Origin of the sequence: Mesorhizobium erdmanii, assembly GCF_013170725.1 — a bacterium.
In the GTDB taxonomy this organism is placed as follows: Bacteria; Pseudomonadota; Alphaproteobacteria; order Rhizobiales; family Rhizobiaceae; genus Mesorhizobium; species Mesorhizobium erdmanii.
On record NZ_CP033361.1, the window covers coordinates 6048221 to 6075208 of the forward strand.

28 protein-coding genes and 3 pseudogenes are annotated in these 26988 nt (G+C 61.1%); 9 read left to right on the top strand and 22 right to left on the bottom strand.

Annotation, left to right across the window (positions count from 1 at the left end):
- Positions 1–38: 38 nt before the first annotated feature.
- From EB233_RS29070 to EB233_RS32295, 4 genes and pseudogenes are all read right to left on the bottom strand, one after another.
- Positions 39–863, bottom strand: coding sequence for a hypothetical protein (locus EB233_RS29070; protein WP_244277775.1), 825 nt, complete (start codon positions 861–863; stop codon positions 39–41).
- Positions 864–1076: 213 nt separating this feature from the next.
- The gene (locus tag EB233_RS29075) at positions 1077–1961 is read right to left on the bottom strand and encodes a nucleotidyl transferase AbiEii/AbiGii toxin family protein (protein WP_064987348.1); all 885 of its coding nucleotides are present in this window, start codon (positions 1959–1961) and stop codon (positions 1077–1079) included.
- Positions 1958–2536, bottom strand: coding sequence for a type IV toxin-antitoxin system AbiEi family antitoxin (locus EB233_RS29080; RefSeq protein ID WP_343064842.1), 579 nt, complete (start codon positions 2534–2536; stop codon positions 1958–1960). The genes EB233_RS29075 and EB233_RS29080 overlap by 4 nt, the downstream gene beginning before the upstream one ends.
- Positions 2537–2659: 123 nt before the next feature.
- Positions 2660–2785 (bottom strand): annotated as a pseudogene (locus EB233_RS32295) (hypothetical protein); the annotation flags it as partial.
- Between the two features lie 191 nt (positions 2786–2976).
- Here EB233_RS32295 and EB233_RS29085 point away from each other — a divergent pair.
- The 4 genes from EB233_RS29085 to EB233_RS29100 all read left to right on the top strand — a co-directional run bounded on the left by EB233_RS29085 (position 2977) and on the right by EB233_RS29100 (position 6150).
- The gene (locus tag EB233_RS29085; RefSeq protein WP_064987346.1) at positions 2977–3837 is read left to right on the top strand and encodes a DUF4238 domain-containing protein; all 861 of its coding nucleotides are present in this window, start codon (positions 2977–2979) and stop codon (positions 3835–3837) included.
- A 177-nt stretch (positions 3838–4014) separates the two neighbouring features.
- The gene (locus EB233_RS29090) at positions 4015–4548 is read left to right on the top strand and encodes a hypothetical protein (protein ID WP_064987345.1); all 534 of its coding nucleotides are present in this window, start codon (positions 4015–4017) and stop codon (positions 4546–4548) included.
- Entirely contained in the window at positions 4545–5333 is a 789-nt protein-coding gene (locus tag EB233_RS29095; protein WP_065141595.1) for a hypothetical protein, read from the top strand. Before EB233_RS29090 ends, EB233_RS29095 begins: the two co-directional genes overlap by 4 nt.
- Complete coding sequence (locus tag EB233_RS29100; protein WP_081288672.1) at positions 5326–6150, top strand: hypothetical protein; 825 nt, start codon at positions 5326–5328, stop codon at positions 6148–6150. Before EB233_RS29095 ends, EB233_RS29100 begins: the two co-directional genes overlap by 8 nt.
- Before the next feature lie 222 nt (positions 6151–6372).
- Here the strand turns inward: EB233_RS29100 and rlxS are convergent, their stop codons facing one another.
- The 7 genes from rlxS to EB233_RS29135 form a co-directional block, all read right to left on the bottom strand.
- On the bottom strand, positions 6373–8343 hold the full coding sequence (rlxS, locus tag EB233_RS29105; RefSeq protein ID WP_064987343.1) for a relaxase/mobilization nuclease RlxS: 1971 nt from the start codon (positions 8341–8343) through the stop codon (positions 6373–6375).
- A 533-nt stretch (positions 8344–8876) separates the two neighbouring features.
- On the bottom strand, positions 8877–9965 hold the full coding sequence (locus EB233_RS29110; RefSeq protein ID WP_064987342.1) for an IS110 family RNA-guided transposase: 1089 nt from the start codon (positions 9963–9965) through the stop codon (positions 8877–8879).
- A gap of 180 nt (positions 9966–10145) precedes the next feature.
- Positions 10146–10829, bottom strand: coding sequence for a lytic transglycosylase domain-containing protein (locus EB233_RS29115; protein WP_019856481.1), 684 nt, complete (start codon positions 10827–10829; stop codon positions 10146–10148).
- Positions 10817–11365: a S26 family signal peptidase gene (locus EB233_RS29120; protein ID WP_019856480.1), complete on the bottom strand. Its 549-nt coding sequence runs from the start codon at positions 11363–11365 to the stop codon at positions 10817–10819. Before EB233_RS29120 ends, EB233_RS29115 begins: the two co-directional genes overlap by 13 nt.
- A complete protein-coding gene (locus EB233_RS29125) occupies positions 11362–11631 on the bottom strand; it encodes a helix-turn-helix transcriptional regulator (RefSeq protein WP_006328932.1) in 270 nt (89 codons plus the stop codon). Before EB233_RS29125 ends, EB233_RS29120 begins: the two co-directional genes overlap by 4 nt.
- Before the next feature lie 163 nt (positions 11632–11794).
- Positions 11795–12118: a DUF736 domain-containing protein gene (locus EB233_RS29130; RefSeq protein ID WP_019856479.1), complete on the bottom strand. Its 324-nt coding sequence runs from the start codon at positions 12116–12118 to the stop codon at positions 11795–11797.
- 569 nt (positions 12119–12687) lie between these two features.
- Positions 12688–12936 carry a hypothetical protein gene (locus tag EB233_RS29135; RefSeq protein WP_155765427.1) on the bottom strand — a complete coding sequence of 83 codons (249 nt, stop codon included), beginning with the start codon at positions 12934–12936 and terminating at the stop codon, positions 12688–12690.
- A gap of 845 nt (positions 12937–13781) precedes the next feature.
- On the opposite strand from EB233_RS29135, the pseudogene EB233_RS29140 reads away from it, so the two are divergent.
- A pseudogene (locus EB233_RS29140) lies at positions 13782–14192 on the top strand (RNA polymerase factor sigma-54).
- 57 nt (positions 14193–14249) lie between these two features.
- Positions 14250–15467, top strand: coding sequence for an MFS transporter (locus EB233_RS29145; protein WP_064987339.1), 1218 nt, complete (start codon positions 14250–14252; stop codon positions 15465–15467).
- A gap of 823 nt (positions 15468–16290) precedes the next feature.
- Here EB233_RS29145 and EB233_RS29150 read toward each other — a convergent pair.
- A complete protein-coding gene (locus tag EB233_RS29150) occupies positions 16291–17196 on the bottom strand; it encodes a LysR family transcriptional regulator (RefSeq protein WP_064987338.1) in 906 nt (301 codons plus the stop codon).
- On the opposite strand from EB233_RS29150, the gene EB233_RS29155 reads away from it, so the two are divergent.
- A complete protein-coding gene (locus EB233_RS29155; protein WP_019856473.1) occupies positions 17195–17395 on the top strand; it encodes a GNAT family protein in 201 nt (66 codons plus the stop codon). The genes EB233_RS29150 and EB233_RS29155 overlap by 2 nt on opposite strands.
- 26 nt (positions 17396–17421) lie before the next feature.
- Here EB233_RS29155 and nolL read toward each other — a convergent pair whose 3' ends face one another.
- Together nolL and EB233_RS29165 are read right to left on the bottom strand one after the other, a co-directional pair.
- A complete protein-coding gene (gene nolL / locus EB233_RS29160; RefSeq protein WP_064987337.1) occupies positions 17422–18552 on the bottom strand; it encodes a nodulation factor fucose acetyltransferase NolL in 1131 nt (376 codons plus the stop codon).
- 90 nt (positions 18553–18642) lie between these two features.
- Positions 18643–19149, bottom strand: a complete 507-nt coding sequence (locus EB233_RS29165) for a GNAT family protein (RefSeq protein ID WP_244277774.1) — start codon at positions 19147–19149, stop codon at positions 18643–18645.
- A 125-nt stretch (positions 19150–19274) separates the two neighbouring features.
- Between EB233_RS29165 and EB233_RS29170 the strand changes: the two genes are divergently transcribed.
- Positions 19275–20219, top strand: a complete 945-nt coding sequence (locus EB233_RS29170; protein WP_064987336.1) for a LysR family transcriptional regulator — start codon at positions 19275–19277, stop codon at positions 20217–20219.
- A gap of 13 nt (positions 20220–20232) precedes the next feature.
- Here EB233_RS29170 and EB233_RS29175 read toward each other — a convergent pair whose 3' ends face one another.
- The 7 genes from EB233_RS29175 to EB233_RS32360 all read right to left on the bottom strand — a co-directional run bounded on the left by EB233_RS29175 (position 20233) and on the right by EB233_RS32360 (position 24907).
- A complete protein-coding gene (locus EB233_RS29175) occupies positions 20233–21042 on the bottom strand; it encodes a TIM barrel protein (protein WP_064987335.1) in 810 nt (269 codons plus the stop codon).
- A gap of 292 nt (positions 21043–21334) precedes the next feature.
- A complete protein-coding gene (locus tag EB233_RS29180; protein WP_019856469.1) occupies positions 21335–21985 on the bottom strand; it encodes a LysE family translocator in 651 nt (216 codons plus the stop codon).
- A 26-nt stretch (positions 21986–22011) separates the two neighbouring features.
- A complete protein-coding gene (locus EB233_RS29185) occupies positions 22012–22635 on the bottom strand; it encodes an FMN-binding negative transcriptional regulator (protein ID WP_064987334.1) in 624 nt (207 codons plus the stop codon).
- A 700-nt stretch (positions 22636–23335) separates the two neighbouring features.
- Complete coding sequence (locus tag EB233_RS32355; protein WP_244277790.1) at positions 23336–23476, bottom strand: exopolysaccharide production repressor protein; 141 nt, start codon at positions 23474–23476, stop codon at positions 23336–23338.
- Between the two features lie 123 nt (positions 23477–23599).
- Complete coding sequence (gene fdxB, locus EB233_RS29195; RefSeq protein ID WP_064987333.1) at positions 23600–23917, bottom strand: ferredoxin III, nif-specific; 318 nt, start codon at positions 23915–23917, stop codon at positions 23600–23602.
- Between the two features lie 253 nt (positions 23918–24170).
- Positions 24171–24830: a chitooligosaccharide deacetylase NodB gene (gene nodB, locus EB233_RS29205; RefSeq protein WP_019856461.1), complete on the bottom strand. Its 660-nt coding sequence runs from the start codon at positions 24828–24830 to the stop codon at positions 24171–24173.
- On the bottom strand, positions 24827–24907 hold the full coding sequence (locus tag EB233_RS32360) for a hypothetical protein (protein ID WP_080643698.1): 81 nt from the start codon (positions 24905–24907) through the stop codon (positions 24827–24829). Before EB233_RS32360 ends, nodB begins: the two co-directional genes overlap by 4 nt.
- Positions 24908–25325: 418 nt before the next feature.
- Between EB233_RS32360 and EB233_RS29215 the strand changes: the two are divergent.
- Positions 25326–25492 (top strand): annotated as a pseudogene (locus tag EB233_RS29215) (LysR family transcriptional regulator); the annotation flags it as partial.
- A gap of 14 nt (positions 25493–25506) precedes the next feature.
- Here the strand turns inward: EB233_RS29215 and pdxR are convergent.
- A complete protein-coding gene (gene pdxR / locus EB233_RS29220; RefSeq protein WP_081288681.1) occupies positions 25507–26985 on the bottom strand; it encodes a MocR-like pyridoxine biosynthesis transcription factor PdxR in 1479 nt (492 codons plus the stop codon).
- Positions 26986–26988 lie beyond the last annotated feature (3 nt).

Genomic DNA, 26988 nt, shown 5'->3' on the forward strand with positions numbered 1-26988 from the left:
GAGTGGCATAGAGGCGAGCAACGCCGTCCGGGAAAGAATCAACCTCGGGCTCGAAGAGGTGGGGCATGATGTCGGTCAGCCGCGGCAACTCGGAAATGTGATGCCTCTGCAAGTAGCTGACCGCCCCTTCGCGCGCCGGGCCGGAAGGCCCATGTAGCGGTTCCAGAGTTGGCGAAACGCGTTTCCTCGACAATATTTTTGATCCAAAGCCACGGCGCAATGCGCTCGGTTCGATGGTTCGAAATGCGCCACATCGGCAGATAGTCGCGCGAGAACGGGACTTCCGATCCATCGCTCAGCTTCCAGATCCCGTAGGGCAACCAGATCCGTGATGGCACGAAGTCCGGGAGTGGGGAGCGCGGTGTTGCCACCTCGAAGTCGGCCCGCTCACCAAATCCCGTGTCGAAAAGCAGGTATGTTGGACGGCCGGGATAGCGAAGGTAGGCCGGGGTCTTGGAACCATAGGCCTTGTCCCTCACGATGGTTCCGGGCTTGCCACGACCAGGCGGGCCGAACACACGCTGCCTCCAGAGGGAGGTACGAAGGACCATGTGCTCGTCGATCGACCATGGGGCTGCTCGCAGCAACCGCGCTCTCGATACCGCATGTTGCACCTCGGCTTCCGGGAGGGCGAGGGTGTCAGCCAGCTCGAGAATGATGCGCAAGACATCTTCGAGACTGATGCGTTCCGTTGCCGCGGGACTGTTGGGCTGGATATAGATCGAGAGCTCATGCCAGTCCCGGTAGCCGAGCGCCCTGGCGAGTGCCTCATGTACGGTCGCCAAATTGAGTTCGGCCGCAGCGCGTGCCAGATATTTTGCGGCCTGTTTCGGCCGAACGAGATCGGAAAAGTAGATACGCATGGAACCGCTCCGGCGGTGCTTGCAGCGGCGTGTCCACTTGGCCCGCGCACCTTGGAGAGAGGTTCAGACGGGGTCATCAAATCATTCCTGCCCGTGGGCTTCGCCAACGTGGACGGCATGGCCGGATCAGCCACGGCCCAGCATAGGCGATTCGAGCCGATGGGCAATCCGGATAGCGGCAGCAATCGTACGGATCACGCTCTACGGAGGACGCTATGGGACGTTCGGAATTGACTGCCCGATTAGCCCGTACCGCTCCTTCATCTCTTCGGTTCGAACCCAGGTGTCGCCGGCGATTTTTGCAATCAGTTCTTCGAATACGCGCTCGAACGCCTCCTTGGCGGCATCGTCCGACAAAGCCTCCGCCTGCGCCGCCGACAGCAATGGCCGCATATCCGTCAGCAGCCGCGGATTTGCCAGTTTGGCGAACATCCGTTCCTCGGCCTGAGCCCGGGATATCGCTTGGCCGGCAAACTGAAGATAGAGGCCGAACATTTCGGTGATCCGATCAACGTTAAGTCCGGCGAACACATCCAGGGCATGGGAGAGATCATAGAGGTCACGTCCCTTGTCGCGTTGCAGGAGAGCCCGCAGCTTCGTGGCCAGCATTTCCTCACGAGAGAAGGTAGGAATCGCGGCCCCGCCGGCAAACCAAGGGTTGTCCATCTGAAACGGTATCGCTTGGGGCGGATCGTAGGCTTCGATTTCGCGCGTGTTGATTTCGACCTTGAGGCGAATTGGCACGCCGCTTCCGTCTTCGCCTTCCACTCGGAAACGAAATTTGGGCGCAACTGGGCTTTGATCGAATTGTGCGCGGCCGAGCCACGGCTCGAGAACCACACGCAGTTGATCCAGAATCGGCCCTATCGGACCAGAGGTCGTTCGGACGAGATCTATGTCCTCCGAATAGCGCAACGGTTCGGGGAAGTGCAGCTTGTTCAGCGCCGTGCCGCCGCGAAAACGCAGTTCAGCGGACAGGAGATCGTCATTGAAGATGTCGATGAGCGCGCGGCTGATGATGAGGTCCTGCTCGACCTGACGCTGATCGGCCCACGGAACGACGTTACCCCAGGCGACAATGTTCTGAGCGGGAATCATTCATCGACCTCCGGCGTGCGGCGCACGACCACACGCCAACGATCGTCGTGCTCCTGCGGCGCTGGCGTGAAATCCGGATCGCGCGTTTCATCGCGATCGAGCTCCGTCCACGGCGTGGCGCCGCGCGCCGTCAGCGCAGCGTACATCGGATTGGCGCGATCCGCATGGCCCAGTCGTTCCAGCAAGTGGCCGAGACGCTGGACGACGGGCCGCTCGGCAGCGTCGGACAGCGCGGCGAGTTGGGACGGATCGATCTTTTCGGCAAGGTCCGTGAGCACTGTCGCGACGTTGTCGATCCCGCCCGCAGCCTGTGGGTAGCGCAGGAGGTCGAGCGCCGTGAGGGCGGGTGAGGATATTTTCATTCTGCCTGTATCCGTCTTGCGATCTTCGATGCCCGACACCACTGCTGCGATGTCTTTGCGGTAATAGAAGACGATCAGATTGCGGCCCGCCTTGATCTTCGGCATGCGTTTTGGGGTGACGATCTGGAATTCCATCACGGCTTGGTGCGTGGCTCCATGAAGTTCCGCCGCCTTCAGCAAGCCGACATAATAGAGCTGCTGTTCGTGGCGCATCAGGGCATCGATGTACCATGGGGGCGGCGGCGCACCCCAGGAGGCGAACTGCGGGGGCACCGCGACATAGAACCCCTGCCGAGGCCTGATCAGCGCCTTGCGTCGCTGAAGGCGCTCGGCCGCATCGAGAAGCGCACCACGTCCGACGCCAAGCGCCCGTTCCGCCTGTTCGCTCGTAAAGACCACTTGTCCTGCGGAAAGCAGGCTTGCGATATGAGCTGACAGGGCAGAGCGTTGATCGTGAACCATGCCTGATTATCCGCTCTTAGCGCGGATATTTCAATATGATTAGACAGATTCGCACAAATCGTTCTCGTGTTTCCGTGTCACGAGCGGTTTTTCAAACATGATTTGTGAAAAGGTGGCTATCTTGCCGACCGTCGTTCCAGGCCAACATCGACCGCCTTGGTCGCCATGCAAGTGCAGCTTATCGTCAATTTATGTCGAAACCATCCAAGCCTTCCAGAAAGCACCATTACGTAACTCAGGCGCAACTCCGTCACTTTGCGCGCGACGAGGGCCGGACCCAGATCCACGTCTTCGACAAGACGACCGGCAAGAGCTTCACGTCATCGATCATGGACGCGGGTTCGGAAAACGACTTCAACACAATCACCGGGGATGGCGGACGGCTCAATTTCGAAGCGATGTACGACGCGGTTGATGATGCCGGAGCAGCTATTGTCGCCCAGATCGCGGAGCACCGTTCTTTGTCATGGATGGGCGAGCAGCAGGTATTGGCGCTGGCGGACCTTCGAACGGTCCAGATGCTACGAACAAAATTGGCCCGTGAAACGCCCGGCGTCCTCGTCGAAGAAATGCGGGACTTGCTGGACAAACTCGGAGCCGATTTGAACGACCCGCACCTGGCACCGCCGACTGACGCCGATGCCAAGCGCGGCTCGATCGAGGCATTCGTCAAGCGCACCAACCATCGAAATTCGTTTCTCCGGTTGATGCCGGGCCTGGTTGAACCAGCGGGCTCGGCGCGCTTATTGATCTCTGACCACCCGGTCGTGTTCACCAATCCCTTTCCCTATGGGGATCATGGGATACAGGCGCAGGGTATCCTCGTGCATCTGCCGTTGAGCCCGACACTACTCTTGACCTGGCATTGCCCCACGAGGCTCGACTATGTCGAGCTATACGATGGGCAGCGGCAGCGTAGGCATCTCGGCCAGGTGAAGCTTGAGTTGCTTGCCAATCGCGGGCCTGGCTGGTTCAGGGCGGTGCATTTCGATGACTCGCTGCGGGCCCTCGACCGGCACATCAGCGAAACGAGTGGCAAGAAATTGAGTTGAGGAGCGACCCGACGCTAGAACCTACCGGGGAGAATTTCTGCATGACGTCGAACGTCGTCCCTTGGCTAGAACAATTCATGGGGACCGCATAGAAAGTTGGTGCGCCGACGACAGTCGGTGTGCCCGCCGGAATAAATTCGTACCTGCGGGATCAATCTGCTTGGGGGGCATAAAGTTGTGGCGATCCTTGATCCGCGCGTGCTCGAATTGATTGAGACTTTGGTGGCAGCCCGGCTGGACTGGTTGGCCTTCGAGTTGATCGAAGGAATTCGGCTCGGCCGTTTGCCCGATGAACCCGAAGAAGCGCTCGCGGCGGCGCGCCAGTCCGTCCGCAGCAATGCCCAACCCAAAGCCCGCGGCGAGCCGCACGTTCTGCTTGAGGAGCCGAAGCCGATCCCAGCGGACGAGCAGGTAGAATGGGCGGCGGCCTATGTCGAAGAGCGGCTCGACGCGGCGCTCGAACAGCTGCAGGCGTCGTTGGAAACGCTCGACTTCATCGTCGAGGCGACCATCGAGCGGCAGGACCCTCAAGACGTACCGACACAGGCATCCGGCAAGACCGATCAGGACGTGACATTGGTACTGCTGGACCTCGAGGGCGAGCGGAAAAGCAGCCGTGACGATGTTGCAGGCGCCCGCGACAACTTTTCCACCCTGCATGCTGCGCTGGCGGAGTGGACCACGCGCGCCCGCGGCCAGGCGACGACATGATCCCAGCCGTCCAGACCGCGCTCAACACGATCGTAGGCCGCGTCACTACGCTCGACCACGCCTCCGGCGCCGGGCGGATCTTCGAGCTATTCGTAATGACCAGCCTCGCGCGCGGCTTACGAGACGCGGGCTTCAGCGTCTGGCTCCAGCGATCCGACGGGACGATCATCCACCCCGGTGATGCCGATCGGCGTTTCATTCAACGCGGCGGTGCGCCCACCGGCGTCTCCGCGGCATCGGCGGGGCCAAGCAATGCCACTGTGATCGGCTTTCGCTGGGGCCGCCGAAGGAAGTGGGAAATCTGGAACGGCATTCAATTCGCAGGTCGGAGCGCCGCGACACACGAGATCGACATCTCGATTGTGCCCGGCAGTGTCGGGACCGAGATCCGTAAGGCCGGCGGCATTCCGGTAGGTCGTCCGCGCGTAGCCATTGAATGCAAGGATGTCGGCACCTCCGGCAGCGTCGACGAGATGCGGGCCTTCATCGCGCGGCTCTATGATGTCACGCTGCTCCACGCGCATCATCGCCACATGCACTTTCCCGACGCGCGGGCACTGCATCCCGGCAGCCCGAACGAGCCGAAGCACAGGGCAATCGTAACCTATTGGCAGGAAAACCGGCGCACCAAGAACATCATCGCACGCCGCACGGGGTTCACCGCGGGGACCGCACCGCTCGGCGAGTATCATCGCGTCGAACCGCACCGCGATATCAGCGTCGGAAGCAGCACAGTCGATGAGCTGGTCTCGTCGGTCGTCAATTGGGCGGGCCGCAATGCCTGAACCGGACGAATTCACGCAGAAGCAATCTGCAGAGGCAATTCAGCTCTACACCGCCTATCGGCACGAACTAGACCTCAGCGAGATCTGCGGTCGTTTCATGCCCTATCGCTGGTGGACGCTGCCCGATCCGCTCGGCGGGTTTTGGATGCCCTATTCCAGCATGCTGTCTGACTACGCCGCGGAGCTCGCGAACATCATCAACGACCTGACGCATGACGTGCATCGGCTGCGCGCATGGGCGCGCGTCGCGGCCGCACTCTCCGATAAAGAGAAGCTCGCAGTCTCACATGAGTTCATAAACACGCTGGGGACGGTCGCTCTCGGGAGGCCTTATGCGACCAAGTCGCGCTTCGCCTTCGCGGCGGGACATCTGTGCCACCAAGCCGATAGGACAAAAGATCTGCAAGGGTGGCGTGACGAGTTCCCGAATGAGCGAGCGCTCTATCTGGACGATATAGACCCGATTTGCAGGAGGTGGCGACGATTCCGGTCGTTCAAGCGCCGCGTCGAGCCTATCGCCGGCGGCGCGTTCAAGCAGGCCACCGGGGACTTCCGTAACGCCTACAATCATCGTTTCTCGAGCCGGTTTCTCATCGGTATGAGCGCGATGGTCACGCGTATCGTCGGCGAAGACGGGCGCATCTGCTACGGTATTGGCGGCAGCGAGCCGCTCAATCTCGATGAGGTTGCCAATTTGCTCGCCATCGAGCGGGACCACTGCTATCGCGCTTTTGAAGCTTTTCAGACGCTAGTCGCGGAGCACTGCGCGGCGATCACGGCGTTCGATTTCGGCAGCGAAGGAACACCTCTGTCTTGAACCGTAATTCCCCTTTTGTCCCAGAACACTCAGTAGCGCTGCTTCATGTAGCCCGGAATCACGAACCTCTGCACATACGGCTGCGACCTTGAGCGGTTCATAGCATCCCAATACATGGCGACGGCCACCGGCTCAGTGATCCGGGGCGCCTAAGCGATGTTTCCGCCGCCTAAGCAGACCCGCGGATCTCTTCGTTGCCGCCGGGCGGCGATGTGCGCGCCACTACGAAACGCTATGTCCGCTCCTCTGCCGTCCGAGGGTCCATGAGATAGCCTCCCCGCGCGCCACACCGGAAACCTCCTTTCCGATGTACCGATCAAGCACCGGCCTCCATGGCACGAGCGTGAACTCGCGCGACTTCTCGATCACGGCATGTTTGCCGCTGGCAAGCTCGACCGATCGGCGCAGTGTGCCTTCTATTCGTTCTCCAGGCTGCGCTTCGGCATACGAGAGACCGAGCTGATCCGACAGCTGGCCGGCGACACGGTTCAGCTCGCGCTGGCGCAGGATCGAAATCATGTTGGCACGATAGACGACCCGGTCCTGTTCTTCGTGCGCGAGGCCTTGCGCGATCAGCCACTGCCGCCGACGGGCATGCGCCTCCCGCACCTCATGCCCGAAGCCTGAGTTGCGCAACGGCTCCGGTCTCTCGGCAACCAGGTTCCGGTCGAGCCAGGTGGCGCCTTCGAAGCTGACTTGGCGTTCCAGCGGCATTGAAGAGAGCTTCTCGACGATCACAGGCTCGACCCTGGCCCGCAGGCGCTCGTATTCCGCGACACGATCGAGATGATCCGGCGCGATGATCCAGGTGCCGTTCGGCAAGCGCTCCACGCCGCCGGTGGAGCGCCGGATCGCCTCCAGCCGGCGGATATGCGTCTCGGCAAAGCTTTCGGTGGCGAACGCATCATGCTTGAGGTGCATATCGACGGTGTAACGGCCGCCGTGTGCGGCAGCGATGTCGGCGATTGTACGGTCGACTTGCCTGGGCTTGGTATCCCTCGATGTGACACGCACGATGCAGCCGTCGGGCGTCGGTTCTGTCAACTCGCCTTTGCCGATGTCTATCCAATGGCTTTTGCCGTCAACGCCGTCGACGATGAGGTAATGCCGATCGTTGATTTCGTCGAAGAGCCCGCGCGCGACGAGGCGGCCGACGACCCGTGGGGAGGGCTCTTCACGTCGATCGTGGACAAGGTAATCGGCGGCACTGCGAGCGAGCCCCTTGCCCGTCAGCTCGCGGTGCATGGTCTTGATGATGTCGCCGCGTTCGCCGGCGCGGCGCAGCGTGGCTTCCAGCTCATCATCCAGGCGCCAGCGGACCGGGTCGACTTCCTCGGCTAAGCCCATCCGCTCGAGCTTGCGCAGACGGCCTTGATGCAGCGTCTGGCGAAAGGCGTCGCGGCCGTGCGTAGAAACAAGTCGGTCCTCATCGCGCATGCGCAGCAGCTGCCGGTCGATGCTGGTGAAGCGTTCCTGCTCCATTTCCTGGCGCAAGCGCTGTTCAATCTCGCGGTCGGTGCGGGGACCGAGGTCGAGGCTCACCAGTTCGGCCGCCCGCTCGCGGATGCCGCTCGAAATATACTCCCGCGCGAGGACGAGGTTTTCGCCGCGATCATCCTTGCCGCGGACAATGATATGGGTGTGCGGATGGCCGGTGTTGAAATGGTCGACGGCAACCCAGTCGAGCCTGGTGCCGAGATCCTCCTCCACCTGCGCCATGAGCCGCCGCGTCAGCGGCTTGAGGTCGTCATACTCAATGCCGTCTTCCGGTGCGACGATAAAGCGGAATTGATGCCGGTCGCTATCCGCGCGATCGACGAAGGCCTTACTGTCGATGCGATCACTGCCGGGGCCATAGAGATTGCCGGGTTCGCCTTCCCTGGTGACGCCATCGCGCTGGATGTAGCGCAGATGCGCACGCGCTCCGTCCGCACCCTTGCCGGCCAGCTTCACAATCCGCGCCTTGACCATCACCCGCCGCTGCCGGAAGGCGGCATACCGGTCGCGTGACTTGAGCAGCGCGGCCGCCGCCGCGCCGCGGCCTGTCCGGCTCCCCGTGAAGCGACCGCCGCGCTGGAGGCGGCCGCCGGCTCGGTTGATCGCTGCCTTGACCTGGCCGGCATAGCGCTTGCCTGCTTTCGATCCGCGCGAGCCGATCTTGCCGAGCTTCGGCCTGAACTCATCGTCCTGCATACCAGCCTCCGGGCAAATTCAAGCGAAACCTGCGTCTCGCTGGCCCACCCTCCTGGCGCCGCCGGCAGCCTCCGGCAAAAACGATGTGCAGACAAACGCTTCGCCGCCTCATGGAGGCGGTGCCTTTATCTTGCCGTCTTAATCGGTCGTATTTTGCGAGACTTTCTTTCCATCGTCGTTCTCCTTCCAATCTACGATAATACACTATTCTATGCTCTACACCACGATCCCGTACTCTTGCGTTGAGTTCCGATGCGCCGTGCAGTCTTCCGCGCTCTGCGACGGGGTAGCAGCGCTGCTTATTTGCAGCACGGGAACCGTCGTGGCGCACTTTTCCATCGGAGTGACGGAGCAGCGTCACAGGCAATCCGGCGCGGTCCGGCCGTCTCGCGATCGGCGCGGCCGCAGGCAAGATAACGTGCGTTCCGTCGTTCCTGGTCTGCATCGGTCCTCATCCGCCGGAGCGGATCTCTTGTGTCAGATGGCGCCCGTCAGCGTGCTGGCGCCATGCGTTTCAACTGTCGGTCTTCTGCTCATCGATGCGCTCCGAGCAGTTTGCGGGCCTTGTCATGGGCACGCCGGCCGGCATCCGCCTGGCTCGCCGCCGGATCGCCGACATAGAACGTTCCATCGCTCCACATGGCGTGCATGATCACTGCCAGCTTGCGCGCCACGGCGACACAGGCCTTGCGGTGGCAGGAGCGTTTAGCAATCGCCTGGCCCCAGCTCTTGACCTTGTCGGAGCCCTTGAAGCGCGTCATCAGCCCAGACGCCGCCTCGTAAAGCGAGCGTCGTACATCAGCATCGCCGGCTTTCGATATGCGACCCTGAACGTCGATCGAGGTGCCCGACTGCCAGCGCCGTGACGTCAGCCCGAAGTAGGCCGCGACATCGCGTGAGCGGCGAAAGCGCGACGGATCATCAATGGCCGTCATGAACGAGAGCGCCGTCACCGGACCGACGCCGGGGATTGCCATGAAGCGTCGGCACAGTTCGCTGCGTGCCACCATTTTGACGACGAGGTCGTGCAGGCGGCAATACTGCCTCCACAGCGCTGCGCGCGCCGACAGCATGGCGTCCATCAGTTCAGCGGATAGCGGATCGTCAGCCACGGCCGCGCGCACCGCTTGGTCAAAGGCCCCTCGCCCGACCTTGCTGAGACGGATACCGAACGACTTCAGCGAGTGTCGGATGGCGTTCTCCAGGTCGAGGAACTTTGCCTTCAGATTGCGCCGGTGCGTCAGCAAAAGCTTCGTCCGGTAGCAGCTTTCCGACTTGATATGAGCTTGTCGGAACCAGCCAGTGCGCATGATATGGGCGATGCCGAGCGCATCGGCCTTGTCAGTCTTGTTGCGCTGCGCCGACATCGCGGCGCGCACGTGCTGCGTCTCCAGGCAGACGGCCGGCAGGCCGAGTTTCTTGAGCTCGGGATGCAGCCAGGGCGACAGTGATCCCGCCTCGTGGCCGACGCGACGCAGCCGCGGCAAAAAGGGCTTCAAAACCGCAAACAGCGCATCCGGATCTGTCACCGCCGTCGTCTCGAGATGCACCACGCCATGATCGTCGACGACGCACACCGCTGTCTCGTCCATCGCTACGTCCAGTCCGCAAAAGAATTCCATCGTTCGCCTCCTGCGTTGCTTCACAGGCGCAGATTTTGCCGCCGAGTCGTCGGCGATCGCCAGTTGATCCGCGGTCGACGCACAGTTTTGCAGCTCGGCGAGGCGCTCGCCCCGATTACGGGCGGCATTAGGCATCCGGCCTTTTCTGCCCTTGGCCCCTCTCGGATGCCCTCAACATCGCTAGCCATTTGGCTTCTTTGGCCGCGCGAGATCCCTGCCGAGCGGCACGAACAGATCGCCATTCCTTTCCCCGGCGCGAACGCCCTCGCGACGGAAGAACAAAGAGCGCCCGCAGAGAGCGTTCCGCCCCTTTGAAGTCGCGGATTGGCCTTTGAATTCGTTCATGTCGGCCGCCGAAATCCCCGTCGCCTCAAGCTGTTTCAGATAGGCAACGGTCTCTTTCGGCAGCGGCCTTCGAAGCTTCAAATGGCCTTCATAGCGCTCGGGTCCAGCGTTGTAGGCGGCAAACAGGCCCGGGAATCCGAAACGCTCATACATGGCGCTGAGATAGGCGGTTCCGGCCAAGATGTTGTCGCGCGGATCGTGCGGGTCGGCTCCCAGACCGTGCTCGACGCGCATCTCCTGATAGGTGCCGGGCATCACCTGCATAAGACCCATGGCGCCGGCGCGGGAGGTGATGGGGCGGCCATCGAGGACGGTCTTGCCGCGGCTTTCGGCCTCGATGACGGCGCAAATCCAGGCCTGGGGAATGTGGAAGCGTGCGCTTGCTTCCGATACGAAGGGCCGCCATCGTTGCAACTGCGGACTTCGGGAGATGACGGCTGGCTCAGCGCCGGTCGAGGAGGAACAGGCGCATGGCGCGAGGGCGATCATGCCGAGCATCAGGAGGGTCACTCGGTCCATAGCGGCACCAGCCTCCCGATGATGTTTTCGGCCGGCACCGGCCCGAAATAGCGACTGTCGAAGGAGTGATTTTTTGCGTTGCCGAGCAGGAAAACCTCGTCATGGGCGAGCGCTCGGCAGCCGTTCCACCAGGGCAGCGGACGGCCTTGCGTGTCGATTTTTAGCCGACGGGCGACGATCTCGTCGCCGATGATGATGGCATTCGTGAAGGCGCAGACATGCTCGTCCGGCAGCGCGGCGAGACGCTTCACCAGCGGTATATTGCGAGGCAGATAACCGCGTTGGTCGGCGAGATAGGCAACGAAGCCAGGCGGGCGGGCGAGCACAAGATCGCCGCGCGCAGGCGTGGCAGACCCAACGCGATAGAGACCGACCGGCGCGCTAGCCGAGGCGTTCCAGACCAGCAAGGGAGACGGCTTTGGGAGCGCCGTGAAGCCTGTCAGGCTCAGGCCAATGGCAGCGATGACGATTGCCTTGCGCGCCTGAACGCGCCGCAAACGGCTGCCGATCAGATGGATGGAAGGCCGCTGGCTCATGAGCGGGCTCCCTCGTCGGCTGAGCCGGACCCGCCCTTGTCATCGTCGGAGCCGGGTTCTGGCGGGCGGCCTTTCGACCAGTCGTCGAGTTCGTCGATGTGGTAGCGGACATAGCGGCCGTGCTTGCGGTATTTCGGGCCGCCGCCGGTCAGCCGCATCTTTTCCAGGGTGCGCTGGGACAGGCCGATATAGAAGGCAGCCTGCGCGGTATTCAGAAACGGACTGCCCTTCTTGGCGCGGGCCGCGCGGTCGTTTTCGTCGTCCATGATGGTCCTCGTTTCGCTTCGGACAAGCGACCGCGAGGATCGGCGAACGAAGTCGTCGTGGGGACGGGCGAAGAGTCGGGTGGGAGTTTTCGCCACCCCTTCGGGCGAGCGTCGGCGGGAAACCCCCGCGCCGAATTGCGGCGCGAGGGCTTGAGCCGGCCGGTCAGTCGGCCGGGTTCCAAATGACGGCGTAGGTGTCGTGATCATCTTGGCCGGCGGCGCGGCCGAGATTGGCGTAGAGCTTGCGCGGACCGAACTCCGGTGCGGCGATGGACAAGCTCACATAGTCGTTGCCGGAAGTCTCCCCGGTTCGGATCCAGCCCGCGCCGACCTCGACCCCCTGCGTCAGCACCCGGAAGTCGGGATGGTTGTCGGCGGACTTGCTCCGATTGGGCACGATGTCGATGTCGGCGCGGACGCTGAGCGTCCTGAGCTGGCCTTTGTAGCTGCCGTTTTCCTGCTTGTTGACGTAACCGATCGCGGTCATTTTCCTGTCTCCTTTTGCTGTCGCCGGGGACCATTCCCCTGCGATGGCGGACCGTGATGGGCGCGTCCGGACCGCCCGAACCCGGCAGGGCCGCAGCGGCAGCGAAGGACCCGAGCGGGCAGCTTTTTTGAAGCGAAGCGGCGCGAGGAAGCCGCGTCACGCGGCGGGGAAAAAAGCTGGTGGCGAAGGTTTCGGGCGGGCTGGAACCGCCCATAGGTCAATGAGCCAGCCGCAGGGGAATGGTCCTCAAGACGCGTGGAGACAGGGCGCGTGATCGAGTGAGCACAACAAGCGATCGGAACAACGTGCAGCGGGTTCCGAACACTCAACACCGTGCCGGGATCGATTAATGTGCCCGTGCACCGGGAGCCCCAGCAGGCATCTCGGCGTGGCAATCGCGCGCTGGCAAGGGCGAGCTTTGGCGGCCGGATTTAGAGCCGGATGCGGGGTCCAAGGGGGCGGAACGTGCAGCCAACGCGCCCCGGATAGGCGCAAACCCGCGGCTATCGACGAACCGTCTCGGCATGTCGGACTCATTCGGAGGTAAACAGCGGCCGGGCGTCGGCCCATTATCGGCGGTGCGGAAGCCGCAGCGTTTCGTGTGGTTTTCGACCGGGAATTCTCCGGCGCGGCAGCCAGTTGTCGCTTTTCTCGCGACCGTTCTCGCCCGACAGGAAGTCGCAGATGATCTTCTGCTGGTCTTGACCTTCTCGGCGATGGGCGTCCGCGATATGTTTGCCGGCGACATCGGCGAGTATGGAATTAGCAATTCCTTGTCGCGCAAGAGATCGAAGAGGATATCGTCTGGCTTCCACCATGCGCCCATATCGACATTCGGATGATTGCCGACCGCTTCGACCACGGCGCTGCCGGCCTCAAGCGTCTGCCATCCGCCAAGGTCAGCGTCGTTCGTAGCGGCGCGGCGGGCACAGCTGAGCCCGCATCCGAAGTCGACGAGGAAGGGTATTGCTCCACCGGTTCCCGAAGATGGCCACCGTACCGGCAGGCCGGCCGTGGCGATCTTTTGGTCGCGCGTGCGACATTCTTGTCCGCCTACGGACACAACAATGTTTTCGGATAGGCGCACGAGGGAGCAAATCAAGGAATCTCAATCATGCAAACCCCGTGACGCCCAGCCGAACTCAATCCTTGCCGCGTGGAGACCGGCGCGATCCGTGCTGAAGAGCTAGAAGGTGTCAAAGACCTTCCTCGACGCAGCAATCCTGCGCACGCAATTACACGCTATAGACAAAGCCTTACGTGCTCGATGCGGTGCCGGCCGGCATGCGGCAATGCATCGGCTCGGCCCGTCCGGAACGGTTTCGTCTTCTGATCACTCCGACAGTACAGCACCTTTGCTCGATCCGGGTGCCTAAGCGATTTGCGGCGCACTCGGACTCGGTCCAGGCACGGCGCCCCTGCTCAAGCCGACAGGGATTCGGCAAAAGATAGTCCGGATCGGTGCCTTCAAGTGAAATGGCATAACGCTTGCTGTTATCCGTTAGAGCCCATCAAGGCACGTAGAAAGCTATAAACTGACCCATGGCAAAACCGCGAAGTTCCATGCAAGCGCCCAGGGAGCACGTTTGCGCCGAACGTCCCCTCCAGACGTCCCTGCTCCGGGTTTGCGATGGGTGGTTCGAGACTGACGGACCAAGGCGTGGTGCTCGCCCAATTGTCGCTTATCCGCCTGCGCCAGGAGCATGCCTTTTTGGAACACAGCGTCGAAGTGCGGCCTCTCGGTCTCAGGACTGTCGCCGACGCGATCAAAGTGCCTCAGTCAACGGTAAGCCGGGTAAAGTCGAACACATACATGCTGACCCCGCGCGGCGTGTTCGAACCGAATTATTTTTTCAACGTCGCGAGCGCCTCCTCCCAAGGTGGCGACTCGCACCCGGTCGAAGCTTGGGCGATGATCGCCGAGAATCGCAGATGACGTGCTTTCCGACGATGACATCGTCGTCCGGCTCAAGGAAACGGCCACAATATTGCGCACCGCACCGTCAAATATCGCGAAGCGATGAACATCCCCTCCTCCTTGCAGCGCCGCGGGGAAAGGCGCTTCTGGCGATAATGCGGGTCAACGCAGCTAGCCCGATGTTGCAGCGCATCCAGACTGGAGACCCTGTTCATGACCGAATCTGCGACAGCCTTCATGGACGGAGTTCTGCATGACCCAGAACAGCCAGATCAACGGTCTGGTCCCGCATGGGGTGCGGTTATTGCGCTTGCGTTAGGCACCTTCGGGCTTGTGACGGCAGAGTTTCTACCTGCCAGCGTGCTGACGCCGCTCGCGCATGATCTCGGCATCACCGAGGGTGCAGCTGGACAGGCGCTGACAATGACCGCCATTGTCGGGGCGATCTCGGCGCCGACGATGGCCATCATCACAAAGCGCCTGGACCGCAGGATTGTCATGTGGGCGATGACGCTGCTGCTCATCCTGTCGAATGTTCTGTCGGCCGTTGCGGGGTCGCTGTCGTTTCTCCTAGCGGCCCGCGTCGTGCTCGGCATAGCGCTCGGAGGCTTCTGGTCGATTTCGGCAGCGCTGGCGATGCGGCTCGTTCCAAGTCACCTCCTGCGGCGGGCCATGTCGATCATCCTCACCGGCGTCACCGTCGCTACCGTTTGCGCGGCTCCAATCGGCGCCTATGTCGGCGACATTTGGGGATGGCGAACCGCCTTCATGATCGCTGCAGTCGTCGGCGCCGTTACACTGCTAGTGCAACTCATGACCATTCCGAGGCTGCCTCCGATCGGAGTGGCCAGCTTCCGCAGTCTGCTGGATGTGGCCAAGAATCCGATGATCAAAGTCGCGATTTTGGTCGTCCTGCTGGTCGCCTCCGGGCACTTCGCCGGCTTCACCTATATCCGCGCCTTCCTCGAGAAGTTTCCCGCGCTCAATATCGAGACGATCTCGCTCCTGTTGCTCGCCTTTGGCATCTGCGGCTTCTTCGGCAATTTGGCAGGCGGATTCCTAGCCGAGCACAGCCTCAAGGCAGTGGCGGCCCTGCCGCCCCTGCTCATAGCGATGGCCGCTGTCTCGCTGCTGATGCTGGGGGCATCGGCCTGGTCCACGGCGATTGCGGTTGCCGTATGGGGCTTTGCCTTCGGCGCGGTGCCGGTGGGACTGCAGACATGGATGGTGCTGCACGCCGCTCCCGGGCAGGCCGAAAGCGCCGGTGGGCTGATGGCCGCAACGTTCCAAGTGGCCATCGCAGCCGGCGCGGTTATCGGCGGACTGCTGGTGGACAATGCCGGCGTTGCCAGTGCCTTTGCCTATAGCGCCGTCGCCTCGTTCCTCGCCGCCCTGACGGCGTTCTTGCTCGGCCCGAAGCGCGAACCCTAGACCGGCTGACAGAGCGGCCCTCAGTGCACGCTGAAAAAGATGCAATCGCATCAGCAGCGCGCTGCGATCCTGCGGACGATTTTGGTCGGTTGCAGGCTTCGTCTCTGTGCGATCGGATGTTGTTGTCCAGGTGGATTCGCTCGGCGGCGGCGTTTCGACCGATGGTGCCGACGAGAGAAGCTAATAGTGCCGGACCGAAGCGCACCGCCTCGCCGTCGACCGCTTTGGCACGTGGGTAACCACCTGAATTTGAAAGATCCTCCAACAGGCGAGAACACGCTACGTGGGCCACAACGGCCGCTTGCTAACCGTCAGAGCGTGCGGTCTTGCAGGCATCGGGCGGATCGCGCGCCTGATGCCTCGGGGCTTTTGATTCGGTTCGACCCGCGCGGCGGATTTCGAGCGGCGGAATTTCAAGCGCCGCCTACCCTTGGCAAGGCGGCGTACCGGCAATCGGCAGGATGACGGGATGCTCTCACGCTCAGATCTCGAACTGTGATCGGGAGGCAGACGGGCCGATCCTTTTCGGCATTCTCTCGCCCCTCGTCACGCGGCCAGCGCCAGGCCAGCGAGACGATCGAACGCTCGGAAAAGCGGTCAGTCATTCTTTCCGGCCTCGTATTCGGCCGACTGGCGGTCAAGCTCAGTCACAAGGACATTGGCCAGCAACGTCGGCGTCTCGCCGGCGGCGTAGGCGCGGCGTGGGTCATCCCGGGCTATCAGCCGCTCGAAGATCTCGGCCGAAACGACGACAACCGACGCGCGGCCATGCTTGGGGAGGGTGAGCGGGACGCGCTGCGCCTCGTCATGGTAGCCCGCGACTTCACATGCGGGATGCCTCCTGCAACATTATCTGCCGCATCCAGATGCTTGCCGGATCACTGTTGTGAAGGGCGGGCCATTGGACGGCCTCGGTGAACGTGGGTAGTGGCTGCGGAAGTTCGATGATCCGCAGGGGGAAGGTTTTTTTGAAATGCTGAACCAGCCGTAAGGGCATCGTCGCAATACGAGCTGTGCCTGAGACCATCGGCGGGATCATGCTAAAGGCCTGGACGATGATCTCGACACGTCTCTTGAGACCATGCTCAAGCAAAAACCGTTCCTCGATGGATGGCATCTGCGCGCGGCCGACCCTGAACGCAATGTGCTTCATCGACACGTATCTCTCGAATGTAAGCTGCCGTGGCAGTTGCTTGTTCGTGGGGCAGCCGACGCACACGAATGTCTCGTCGAACAGCGCCGCTCTTGGATGCGCGCTCGACATGAACAATTCCGGAAGGATCAGAAAATCGACGTCACCGCGCCGGAGGAGCTCATCGGGGTCGTCGTCGAGCGGCCGCAATTCGAAGCTGACGGCGGGTGCTTCGCGTGCAACACGCTCCACGACCTTTTCAAAAAACACGAGTGTGGCAAAATCGGAAAGAATGATCCTGAAGCGGCGATCGGATTGAGCCGGATTAAACGGATCCCAAGAAATAATCGAGCACTGGATCTGCAGGAGTGCGCCGCGAACTGCGGGGGCGAGTGTTTCCGCGCGCGGTGTCAGAACACGTTCACGGCCGCTCATCGTAAACAGTTCATCGTTGAAATAGTTGCGCAGCCGGGCGACGGCCGCACTCATGGCCGGCTGACTTAGGTTGATGCTGCTTGCCGCCGCCGTGAGGTTGCGCTCGGTCAGCAGTGCGTCGAGCACGACGAGAAGGTTCAGATCAAGGCCTTTGAAACGCATGCCTCATCTGTCCGTAACGGGGTTGCTTGTCATCGCGACCATTGTGGGCACTCGCTTACGGTCCCCCGCAGAGGCGTTGTATCTCGACCTGCCGCGCACGAGCGTGGAGGACGTACTCGTCGTAGTTGAGGGGATTGCGCGGCCGATGAGCGAATGGCCGACCGGTACAACAGTCGATCGGATAGGTCCGGAGCTATGAAACATGTTGATTGCAGATGCGAATTTTCACGTGGCTAAATTGGTTACAGATTGAGATTTGGGCAGACTTGGACGCGGCGGGGCTCCGACAACGATCCGCGACACATATCCAAGGTCGCGCGTAACCCTGCGAATTGCCATGGCTATAACGACAATCGCCACTCCAACCGCACTAGCGAACGCGATTCTGGTGGTGAGATCCCAGACGTCTCCAAAGTTTATCAAATCCATGAGGCGAAACACGGCACCCTGGACCAGATAAAGCAGCAGCGTGCCCTGACCAAGCTCCACCGCGACAAAGTGAGCCATTCTAGTTGAATAAACTATCCTCCAGCATTGGAACATAAACTGCATTGCCACAGCAGAAGCCGCTGCAGAGCCAGCGAACATCAGGAATACTTGTTTGAATGATTTTCCATCCTCGATTAAAACAAGATTGTTGTAGGCGTAAGTATCCTTACCCCACCAAAGGAAGCATATAAAAGCCGATATCGAAAGCAAACCCAGCGAAATCCATTTGTTTCGCCAGATGATACTGTTCTGCCATCCGACCGACTGGGCAGACAGGAACCCCACGCAATAAAATGGGTAAGTGTATCTTAACAACGGGGTTATTGAGAATGTGACGGGGGCAAGTGCGACAACAATTGCAGATAGGCCTATGATCCATATCGATAGACGACCGAAAGTTGTAAAGAGTCTAATTAGAAAGAACGAAATAAAAGCCGCCCATATGAACCAGTATGTTCCAACTACCTCTGTCGACAAATCTAACAGTCCTTTAGTTAAACTCTCCGTAGGAAAACTCACTGCGGACTTTAATGTCCAAATTAACACACACCAAAAAAGCATTGGCAGTAATAACTGCGTTGCCCGATCACCGATGCCTTGGTTGAATGATTTTCGAAAAATTGCCCCAGAAGAAAGATATCCGCTTATCGCCATAAAGAGGGGCATATGAAATATGTAGATAGACTTGAAATACGGCGACAGCCAGAAGGCTTCAGTGCCTCGATAGATACAGTATTGTAACAAGTGCCCGACGACCACCAAAGTAATGAGTATACCTTTGGCGAAATCAAAGCTTAGATTTCGGTTGTTTGTCTCTGCTGGATGCAAGCCGCGTCCCTTCGCTCCGACTGTTATGTGATCAAGCATCAGACTCCAGCCTATCTGTTGCGGTTGCTGCTTGCCGTTTCTGGGTACGGCGAGCGCCAGTTTCGGTGCAAGGATCGAAATTCACGCGGATCACGGCGTGGTATCGAGGGCCGACCGGCTGCAACCGAGCGGACGAAAACCCAGTGCCTGCTCGCGAACGTCGAGCGCAGGGGCGGTTGCGATGAGGTGTGGCCACGCGAACGCCCGGCACCCTGGTCGCCAGACGTCTCTGCAGAACCTCTCAATATGGTTCCGCAGCGGGTACCGAGCCGTGCCGAAAGCGAATGGAATGCCAAGCTGCTGCGGCGTCGGACGCATGACGCGGATAGAATGGCTCGTTCCGAGTCTCTCAAGATCCGGATGCACCCTGGACAATCCGCGTTCGCTTACCAAGAAATCAACCTCGCCAACCGTGCTGAAACGGCGCAGCAGGTCCAAATAAGCCGCTACGCCGTGCACATCAGAGCCGATTGCGCGAACCTTGGGCCCTGCACCGGCCCAGCTACAACCGCCTGAAAGCCCCTGTCGCCCATAGGCCTTTCGGAAGAAGGCGGAGAGTTCGACATGACCGCCTACTTGCAAGTCATTTCCCAGCACACGCTACACAAGCAGTGGCGTGATCGGGTGCATGTCAGGTGCGGTCATCTATGCAGGGCGTTGAAAGTTTGGTAAAATCGATTGTTTAGATCGCGAACATTCACGCTATGGATAAGTGATAGGCAATGCGCTTCAAAGGCCTTGATCTAAACCTTCTCGTCGTGCTCGACGCACTGCTGACCGAGCGTACCCTCACGGCGGCGGCAAGCAGCATCAACCTAAGTCAGCCGGCCATGAGCGCGGCCGTCGCCCGGCTGCGCAATTATTTCAATGATGAACTGTTTACGACGAGCGGCCGTGAACGTGTTCTGACACCGCGCGCGGAAACACTCGCCCCCGCAGTTCGCGGCGCACTCCTGCAGATCCAGTGCTCGATTATTTCTTTGGATCCGTTTAATCCGGCTCAATCCGATCGCCGCTTCAGGATCATTCTTTCCGATTTTGCCACACTCGTGTTTTTTGAAAAGGTCGTGGAGCGTGTTGCACGCGAAGCACCCGCCGTCAGCTTCGAATTGCTGCCCGTCGACGACGACCCCGATGAGCTCCTCCGGCGCGGTGACGTCGACTTTCTAATTTTTCCAGAATTGTTCATGTCGAGCGCGCATCCAAGAGCGGCGCTGTTCGACGACACGCTCGTGTGCGTGGGCTGCTCCACGAACAAGCAACTGCCAGGGCAGCTTACATTCGAGAGATACATGTCGATGAGGCACGTTGCGGTCAAGTTCGGACGGACGCTGAAGCCCTCCATCGAGGAACGGTTTTTGCTTGAGCACGGTCTCAAGAGACGTGTCGAGGTTATCGTCCAGGCCTTTAGCATGATCCCGCCGATGGTCTCAGGCACAGCTCGTATTGCGACGATGCCCTTACGGCTGGTTGAGCATTTCAAAAAAACCTTTCCCCTGCGGATCATCGAACTTCCGCTGCCGCTTCCCGCATTCACCGAGGCCGTCCTATGGCCCGCCCTTCACAACAGTGATCCGGCAAGCATCTGGATGCGAGAGATATTGTTACAGGAGGCCTCTCGAATGACTTCTCCGCAGGACCCCAAAAGGGGTCGCAGGCACCCCTAATTACTCCCGTGTTTCACACCGGCACTTGCGCGAATAGCCCGTGTCGGACGAGGTCGATGCTCGCGGCAAGTGCGCCTGCGAGGTCGTCCAGCGGGTGGACTGCGTCGACAAACGGAGCGAATGAGAAGGGGCCCGCATAGCCGCCATCAAGCAGCGCCCGGATCTGACTGCCATTGTCGGAACCGACTAGCACGCGATCCGGGTAAATCCAGTGGATCGGATCGTTCACGCTTGAAACGTGCACGAGACCAGTCAGGTCGCAGGAGAAGAACGTCTCCCCGGCGAGCGTGTGATGGAACGTGTCGTGCACGAGGCGGAAGACGGACTGGCCATCAATGGCGGCAATGGCCTTAGCCGCTTCGTTCTTCGATCGAAGCGAGCTGGTCTGGAAGCCCAGCGGCTCGATGAGACCGATCAGACCGCGCGACTGAAGGATCGGCTTGAGCGCTTTCAAGGCGGCCCGGAGATTGCCTTGGCGCTCGCCATTGGCGGGCCACGTGCCGTCGTTGACCGGCACCAGCATGAGCGTCTTGGCTCCGCAGGCCGCCGCATAATCGGCGAGCTTGCTCGCCTCAGCCTTGCGGCCGGGAGTCCACTCGTTGAAGCGCTGTAAGGCATTGACGGAAATAATCCCAACGCCTGCTTCGGCGGCGGCAGACCGGACGTCAGCCGTCGGCATGCTGCGTGCAATAGCATTGCTGCACAGTCGGGGGATCTGGACATCGGTCAGTCCCTGGTCACGGGCAAAAGCGAAAAGTGCCCTGACGTCAAGTCCGGGCGTCGCCATGTGATCGAGTGCAAAGCGGGGCGATGCTTGGCGCATGGCTTGGCTTTCCTTTCATGAAACGGCCGTCATTCTCGGCTGACTGGCTTCTACCGTGCGTGGATTCGCAGGGGCTGAAATGATGGGTATGAGGCAGGCGAGTCAGTCGAACTCACGTTTCTCTCACACTGTATTTTCTCTCATCTACGAGCGGACTTTACGCAACGGGTGGTGCCGCGCCTCCGGAGAGATGACCTGAATGGGTGCAAGACCGAAGCTGGCTCGCAGCCATCCAGCTACTCCGCAAGAACCCGCCAACCCGGAAAGATGCCCAACCGATCGGATTTCAAAGTCAGGCAGCAGGCTGCTTCGCCAGAGCGAGGCCGACGCCCAGCGCGATCATCGCGCCGCCCGACGCCTCCCTCAGGCGGCGGATCAAGCCGGGACGCGCGGCCGCGCCGTCTTGAATGCCGCTAGCCACCAAGGCAACCACGATGTCGGCGAGCGTGTTGAGCGCAATCGACACGGAGCCAAGCGCCGCGAATTGCAGAGCTACAAGCCCTGCGCTCGGATTCACGAACTGCGGAATGAAGGCGAGGAAAAAGACTACCGTCTTCGGGTTGAGCGCCTCGACCATCACCCCTTCACGAAACGCCCGCCGGGGTCCGACTGGCCCCACCGCGGGGCCGTCATTGCTGCCAGTCGGTCCCTTGCGACGGGCTGCTTGAAAGGTGCGAAAGCCGAGCCAGACGAGGTAGACGGCGCCGAACAGCTTTAGTGCGGAGAACAGTTCCGAGCTCTCGAGCACGATCGCGGAAACACCTAAGCTTGCGGCGAGGACGTGGATCATGCCCCCCAACCCCGTGCCTAAGCTGGAAGCGATACCTTCCGCACGACCGCCGGCAAGCGTGCGCGCGGCAACGTAGAAGATGCCCGGACCGGGCGTGATGGCGAGCACGGAGGCCGCGGCGAGGTACAGGGCGAGTGGGGTCAGTTCTGACATGATGGTCGATTCCGACGAAGTCATGATTATTCTGGGATGAGAGCGGCGACCTCGCGGTCAGATGCCCGCTCGCTCGCCGCAAGGCCCGCGGCCACGCCGGCGCGGTCGGTCGCGTTGCGGTTCTGGCTCACTTTGCGCTTGCCTTCTAGCCTCGTGATCGGCATGCGCAGGCCGACGATTCCGCGGAGTTGCGCCTGTACAAAATCCGGCGGCGCGTCCGACACCGCCCAAGGCGAGGCGCGCTCGCTCTCGTGGTGGTCGGTCAGACGATTCACCACGTCCAGCAGTCTTCCCGCATGCTCGAAGAACTCGACCGGTCCATAGGCGTGGACGGCGATGTAGTTCCAGGTCGGAACGACCTTCCCGGTTTCCCGCTTGGTCGCATACCATGCCGGCGTCACGTAAGCGTCCGGCCCCATGAAGATGGCCAAGCCCTCGCCCAGCGGCGGAACATGGCACTGGGGATTGGCCTTCGCTAGATGCCCGTAGATCACGCCGTGCTCGCCCTCGCTCTCGTCAAGGAAGAGGGGCAGTGGCGTTGAGAGCGGCCCTTCCGCCGTGACGGTAACGAAGTTCGCCAGCTGCGCCGCACGGATGGTCGCGCGCAGGCACTCCTTGTCGTCGTCGCGGAAAGCGGGAGGGATGTACATCGCGAAACTCCTTGCGTTGCCAGGTCAGATACTGGCGAGCTGGCCTGTTGGAAACAGCCAGTCAGAAGTTATTGAGGTGGTCCAGTTGGTGAAACATGGCACACGCGCCGGATCATCGTGACGATCAAGGAGAGCAGGTCCAGAGCGGGGGTGTGCGAGCTGAGGGAGGCCTGCGGTCCTTCGCAGCCGAGTGGTGGGGCGTAGCCCACATAACGGTGACGGCTGCCTAGGACCCAGCTCTCGCCGAAGGCTACGGGATCCAACCCCATTCAGCTGCGGCGGGTCGGTGCTCCTTGGCTACAACGAAGACTACGCCGCGCCCTTGCAATACCGACCAGCCGTTCACGGACGGCGCGGTGCCGCGTCCGAGCGATCTCCAATTCTTTCCCAAACAGGCGGGAAAGGCTCTCGTGTAGGCCCACAAGCGCATTGCCCGGCACGGTATGGTGATAGGAGGATAGCAGCGGGCAGCCCCATCCGAGCGGACCAGCTCTGGACTAGCGACTTGCGCCGCTTCACCGCTGCGATGGCGCGATCGAAAAGGTGATCGGCGCAAGGCCAGGCAGCATGGATAGGCATTTCGTGCTGGTATAGACTGCGTCCGCCTGCCAGTCGTCCACCAGCACCGGAATCCCCCGATGTCGGAGACGGCATGCGAGTTGTTTGCTTGTCGACGCAGCCCGCAATGCCGGAGGTCGCGCTATGTGAGCCTCCGGCAAACCCAATGAATTGATCTAACGGAAAGTGAACCACATTCAAGCAATTGTCGCAGCCAGACCAGAGAGAGCACGCTTGCGAAATAGGCCAGCTGAAGAAGCAGCGAAGAAGCCAGCGTGATCACGATTGCACGGCCGATGGAATGGGAGGCAAAGTAGACAGTCGCAGCGTTGGCGCACAAGACCAGCGACAGGACGCGACAAAAGGTTCTAAAAGGCAACGCCGTTCTCCTGGTCTTGTCCCCGGCTCATGCAGCAAGCTTGTCGGCCGCAAGGTGGGTCTGGCAGTTCTTCGGGCAGACGCGGCCGCAGGCGCCGCAGCCAATGCAGCGGCCGGCATGGTCGACGATCATGACCATGCGGTTGAGCTCGCCGTCGAAGTCGTCGTCCTCGCCCGTGCAGATGCCGAGGATTTCGCCTGCGTCATCGACGCCATGAAGGTGCATGACCTCGCGCGAGCAGACCTTGAAGCAGCGGCCGCAGCCGACGCAGGTCGCGCCATCGATCGCCGTGAGATAGTGCGGCGTCCATGGTGAGCCGTCGCGGGTGACAAAAGCGCCCGTCATTGTAAATTCTCCAACGCCGCGAGTTCTTCCTTTGCCGCATCCAGCTCGGCAAAAATCTCGAAGGTTTTCCTGGCGACCGCCTTGATCTCGGTTGTAGCAGGTGGCAACAAACGTCTAGCCAACGGTCGGAGCCGACCAGTTCTTCCGATGTCGACGAAGTGCTTGTCCGCTGGGCGTAAACCGGCCTGTAAGCCTTCATATGCGAGATCACACAGGTACTGGCTGGGAAAGCAGGTTCATGGGATCTCGCATTTCAGTGATGTTCTGGAAGCGAGCGAATTTCATATCCGCAGGCCTCTAATGCAGGAATCAGATTGGACAGCGCCATAACGGTCTGGTTGCGCAGACTGGCATGAGTGCTCCGTCTTGCCTCATCGGGAGGGCATCCGTCGTGCAAGAGCACGACTGCGCCTGGCCGTACCGAGGCGAGCACTGCATCGACGATCGCGTCGGTGCCGGGGCGCGACCAGTCTCTTGGGTCTATCGACCAATGGAGGGCCGCCAGCCCCGCGATCTCTGAAGCAGTGAACACTTCTTCGCTCCAGGCGCCGTATGGCGCGCGAATGTAGCGGATCGAGGCCTGTGGGCAGGCTAGCATGATGACCTGGTTCGCCTCGAATACCTCACGTTGCACTTCGCCCAAGCCGCATTTGGACAGATCCGGATGAGACATGGTGTGGTTGCCTACCTCATGCCCTTCCGCGATCATTCGCTGGATGAGATCCGGGTGCTCGGCGGCGTAGGCACCAATGACGAAGAAAGTCGCTGGCACTCGATTTTGCGCCAGCACATCGAGTATCTGTGGTGTGAAAAATGGATCGGGACCATCGTCAAACGTCAGATAAACGCTGCGACGGCCGGTGCCGTCAGCGCACTCACTCTGCACCTCCCAGCTGTCATCAAGATGTTTCATAGCTCCGGACCTTTCCGGTCAATTGTTGTACCGATCGGCCATTCGCTCATCGGCCGCGCAATCGGCACGACGAGCACGTCCTCCCGCGCGAGGCGGCAGGTCGAGAAACTGAACTTCTGAGTGGGACCCTATGCGAACGCCGACACAATGGTCGCCAGGCCGTCTCTGCAGAACCTCTTAAGTTGATTCCGCAGCGAGTTGATCCTTGAGGTAGGCGCCTACGCTACTTGGGGGAGCTTGTGGCGACGAGCCGGCGCGATGCAGCTTGCGCCGATCACCGACGTACCTGGTCGAAAAGGGGATCGGCTCGCTTAATGTTCGGCGCAGACCAGGAGGCACACACCAGAAAATGCTCCTCGGAGCCAACGCATACATCGACAATCCCCTTAGGGCTGCATCCTTGAATTCTCAATACGACGCTGTGTCCAATCGGCAAAATCGATTGTTTCGATGACAAGCATCCACCTTGCGGATAGATGAGACAAAGGCTTTGATCTGAACCTCCTGTCGGCTCGATGCACTGCTGACCGCGCGCAACTTCACGGCGGCGGCAAGCACCAGCAACCTAACTCAGGCGGCCATGAGCGCGGCCGTCGCCCGGCTGCGCAATAAGTTTCAACGATGAACTGTTTACGATGAGCGGCCGCGAATGTGTTCTAACCCGCGTGCGGAACCGTCAACATCTCAGATGTTGAGCGACAACGTCCCGCAGCATCTCGACGCCTTTTTCGATCTGCCGGATGCTCAAGGCGGAATAGCCCATGACAAGCCCGACGCGGTCGGCTTCGCCTGCTCCCGACTGCCAATGATAAAGCGGCGAAATCGGGTGCAGACCCAGACCGGCGTATTGGGCGGCTTCGACCAACGCCGTCTCACGCGATTGCGGCAGGTCGTTGAACCATATGACGACGTGCAGTCCAGCCTCTGCTCCCTGGACGGTTATCCGATCTGAAAAACTCCGCTTCAGCGTGGTCAGCAATACCTCCCGGCGTTCGCCGTTAACGCGGCGCACGCGGCGCACATGGCTTTCATAGCCGCCGCTCTCGATCAGAGAGGCCAATGAGTCCTGCCCCGCCACCGGAGAATGCCGATCGGCAAACTGCTTGGCTGTTTCGAAAACCTGCTGGAATTCCTCCGGGACGACGAGATAACCGATGCGCAGCATCGGCGAGAGCGTCTTGGAGATGGTGCCGAGATAGATGACCGCCCCATGATCCTCGAGGCTATGCAGCGGGGGAACGGGGCTGATGTCGTAGCGATATTCGCTGTCGTAGTCGTCCTCGATGACATAGGCGCCCTGCTCCCGGGCCCATTCCAGAAGCTGATGCCGCCGCGCGATCGGCATGACGCCGCCGAGCGGAAACTGATGCGAGGGCGTCACATAGGCCAGCTGGGCCGTGACCCCCGCCAGTTGCTCCGTCTGCATGCCGTGATCGTCAACCTCGACGGGAACGGGCGTGGCACCTGTACTGGCAAAGACCTGGCGCGCCATCCTGTAGCAGGGGTCCTCGATGACGAAGCTGTCGCCTGGATCGAGCAGCAGGCGCGCGCAGAGATCGAGGCCCTGCTGCGAACCATTGACGATGACGATCTGCTCGGGGTTGCAGCGCACGGTACGGGCGCGCCAGAGATAGCCCTGAAGCGCCTGACGGAGCCGGCGCGAACCGCATGGATCGTCATAGGCGAGCCGTGCCGGCCGCTGCGCCATCGCCGCGTTCATCGCGCGCTTCCAAGCCGATGCGGGGAAATCGGAGGGCGCCAGGACGCCATATCGGAAATCGACCTTCAGCGGGTTCGGCAGGTAATTGGGCCAGCGCGGAGTGCCACGCAGCCGTTCGCCATAGCTTGACAAGTGGTCCGGGCCGACCCGTTTTGGGGGATTGGCGGTTAGCTCATGTGCGACCAGTGAGGATGCGACACGAGGGCGCGCGCCTTGACGGATGTCGATGAAACCTTCCGCGGCCAGCTGCTCGTAAGCGACGGTGACGGTCGTTCGTGAGACTCCAAGTTCCTCGGCGAGACCCCGGGAGGACGGCAGTTGGCTGCCGGTGTCGTAGATGCCTCTGAGTATCTGCTCGCGAAGCGCTTCGTAGATTTGACGCGCCCCCATGCCATGCGAGCGGGTTGAAGCACCGGGACCTGGAAACTGGGCCATTTT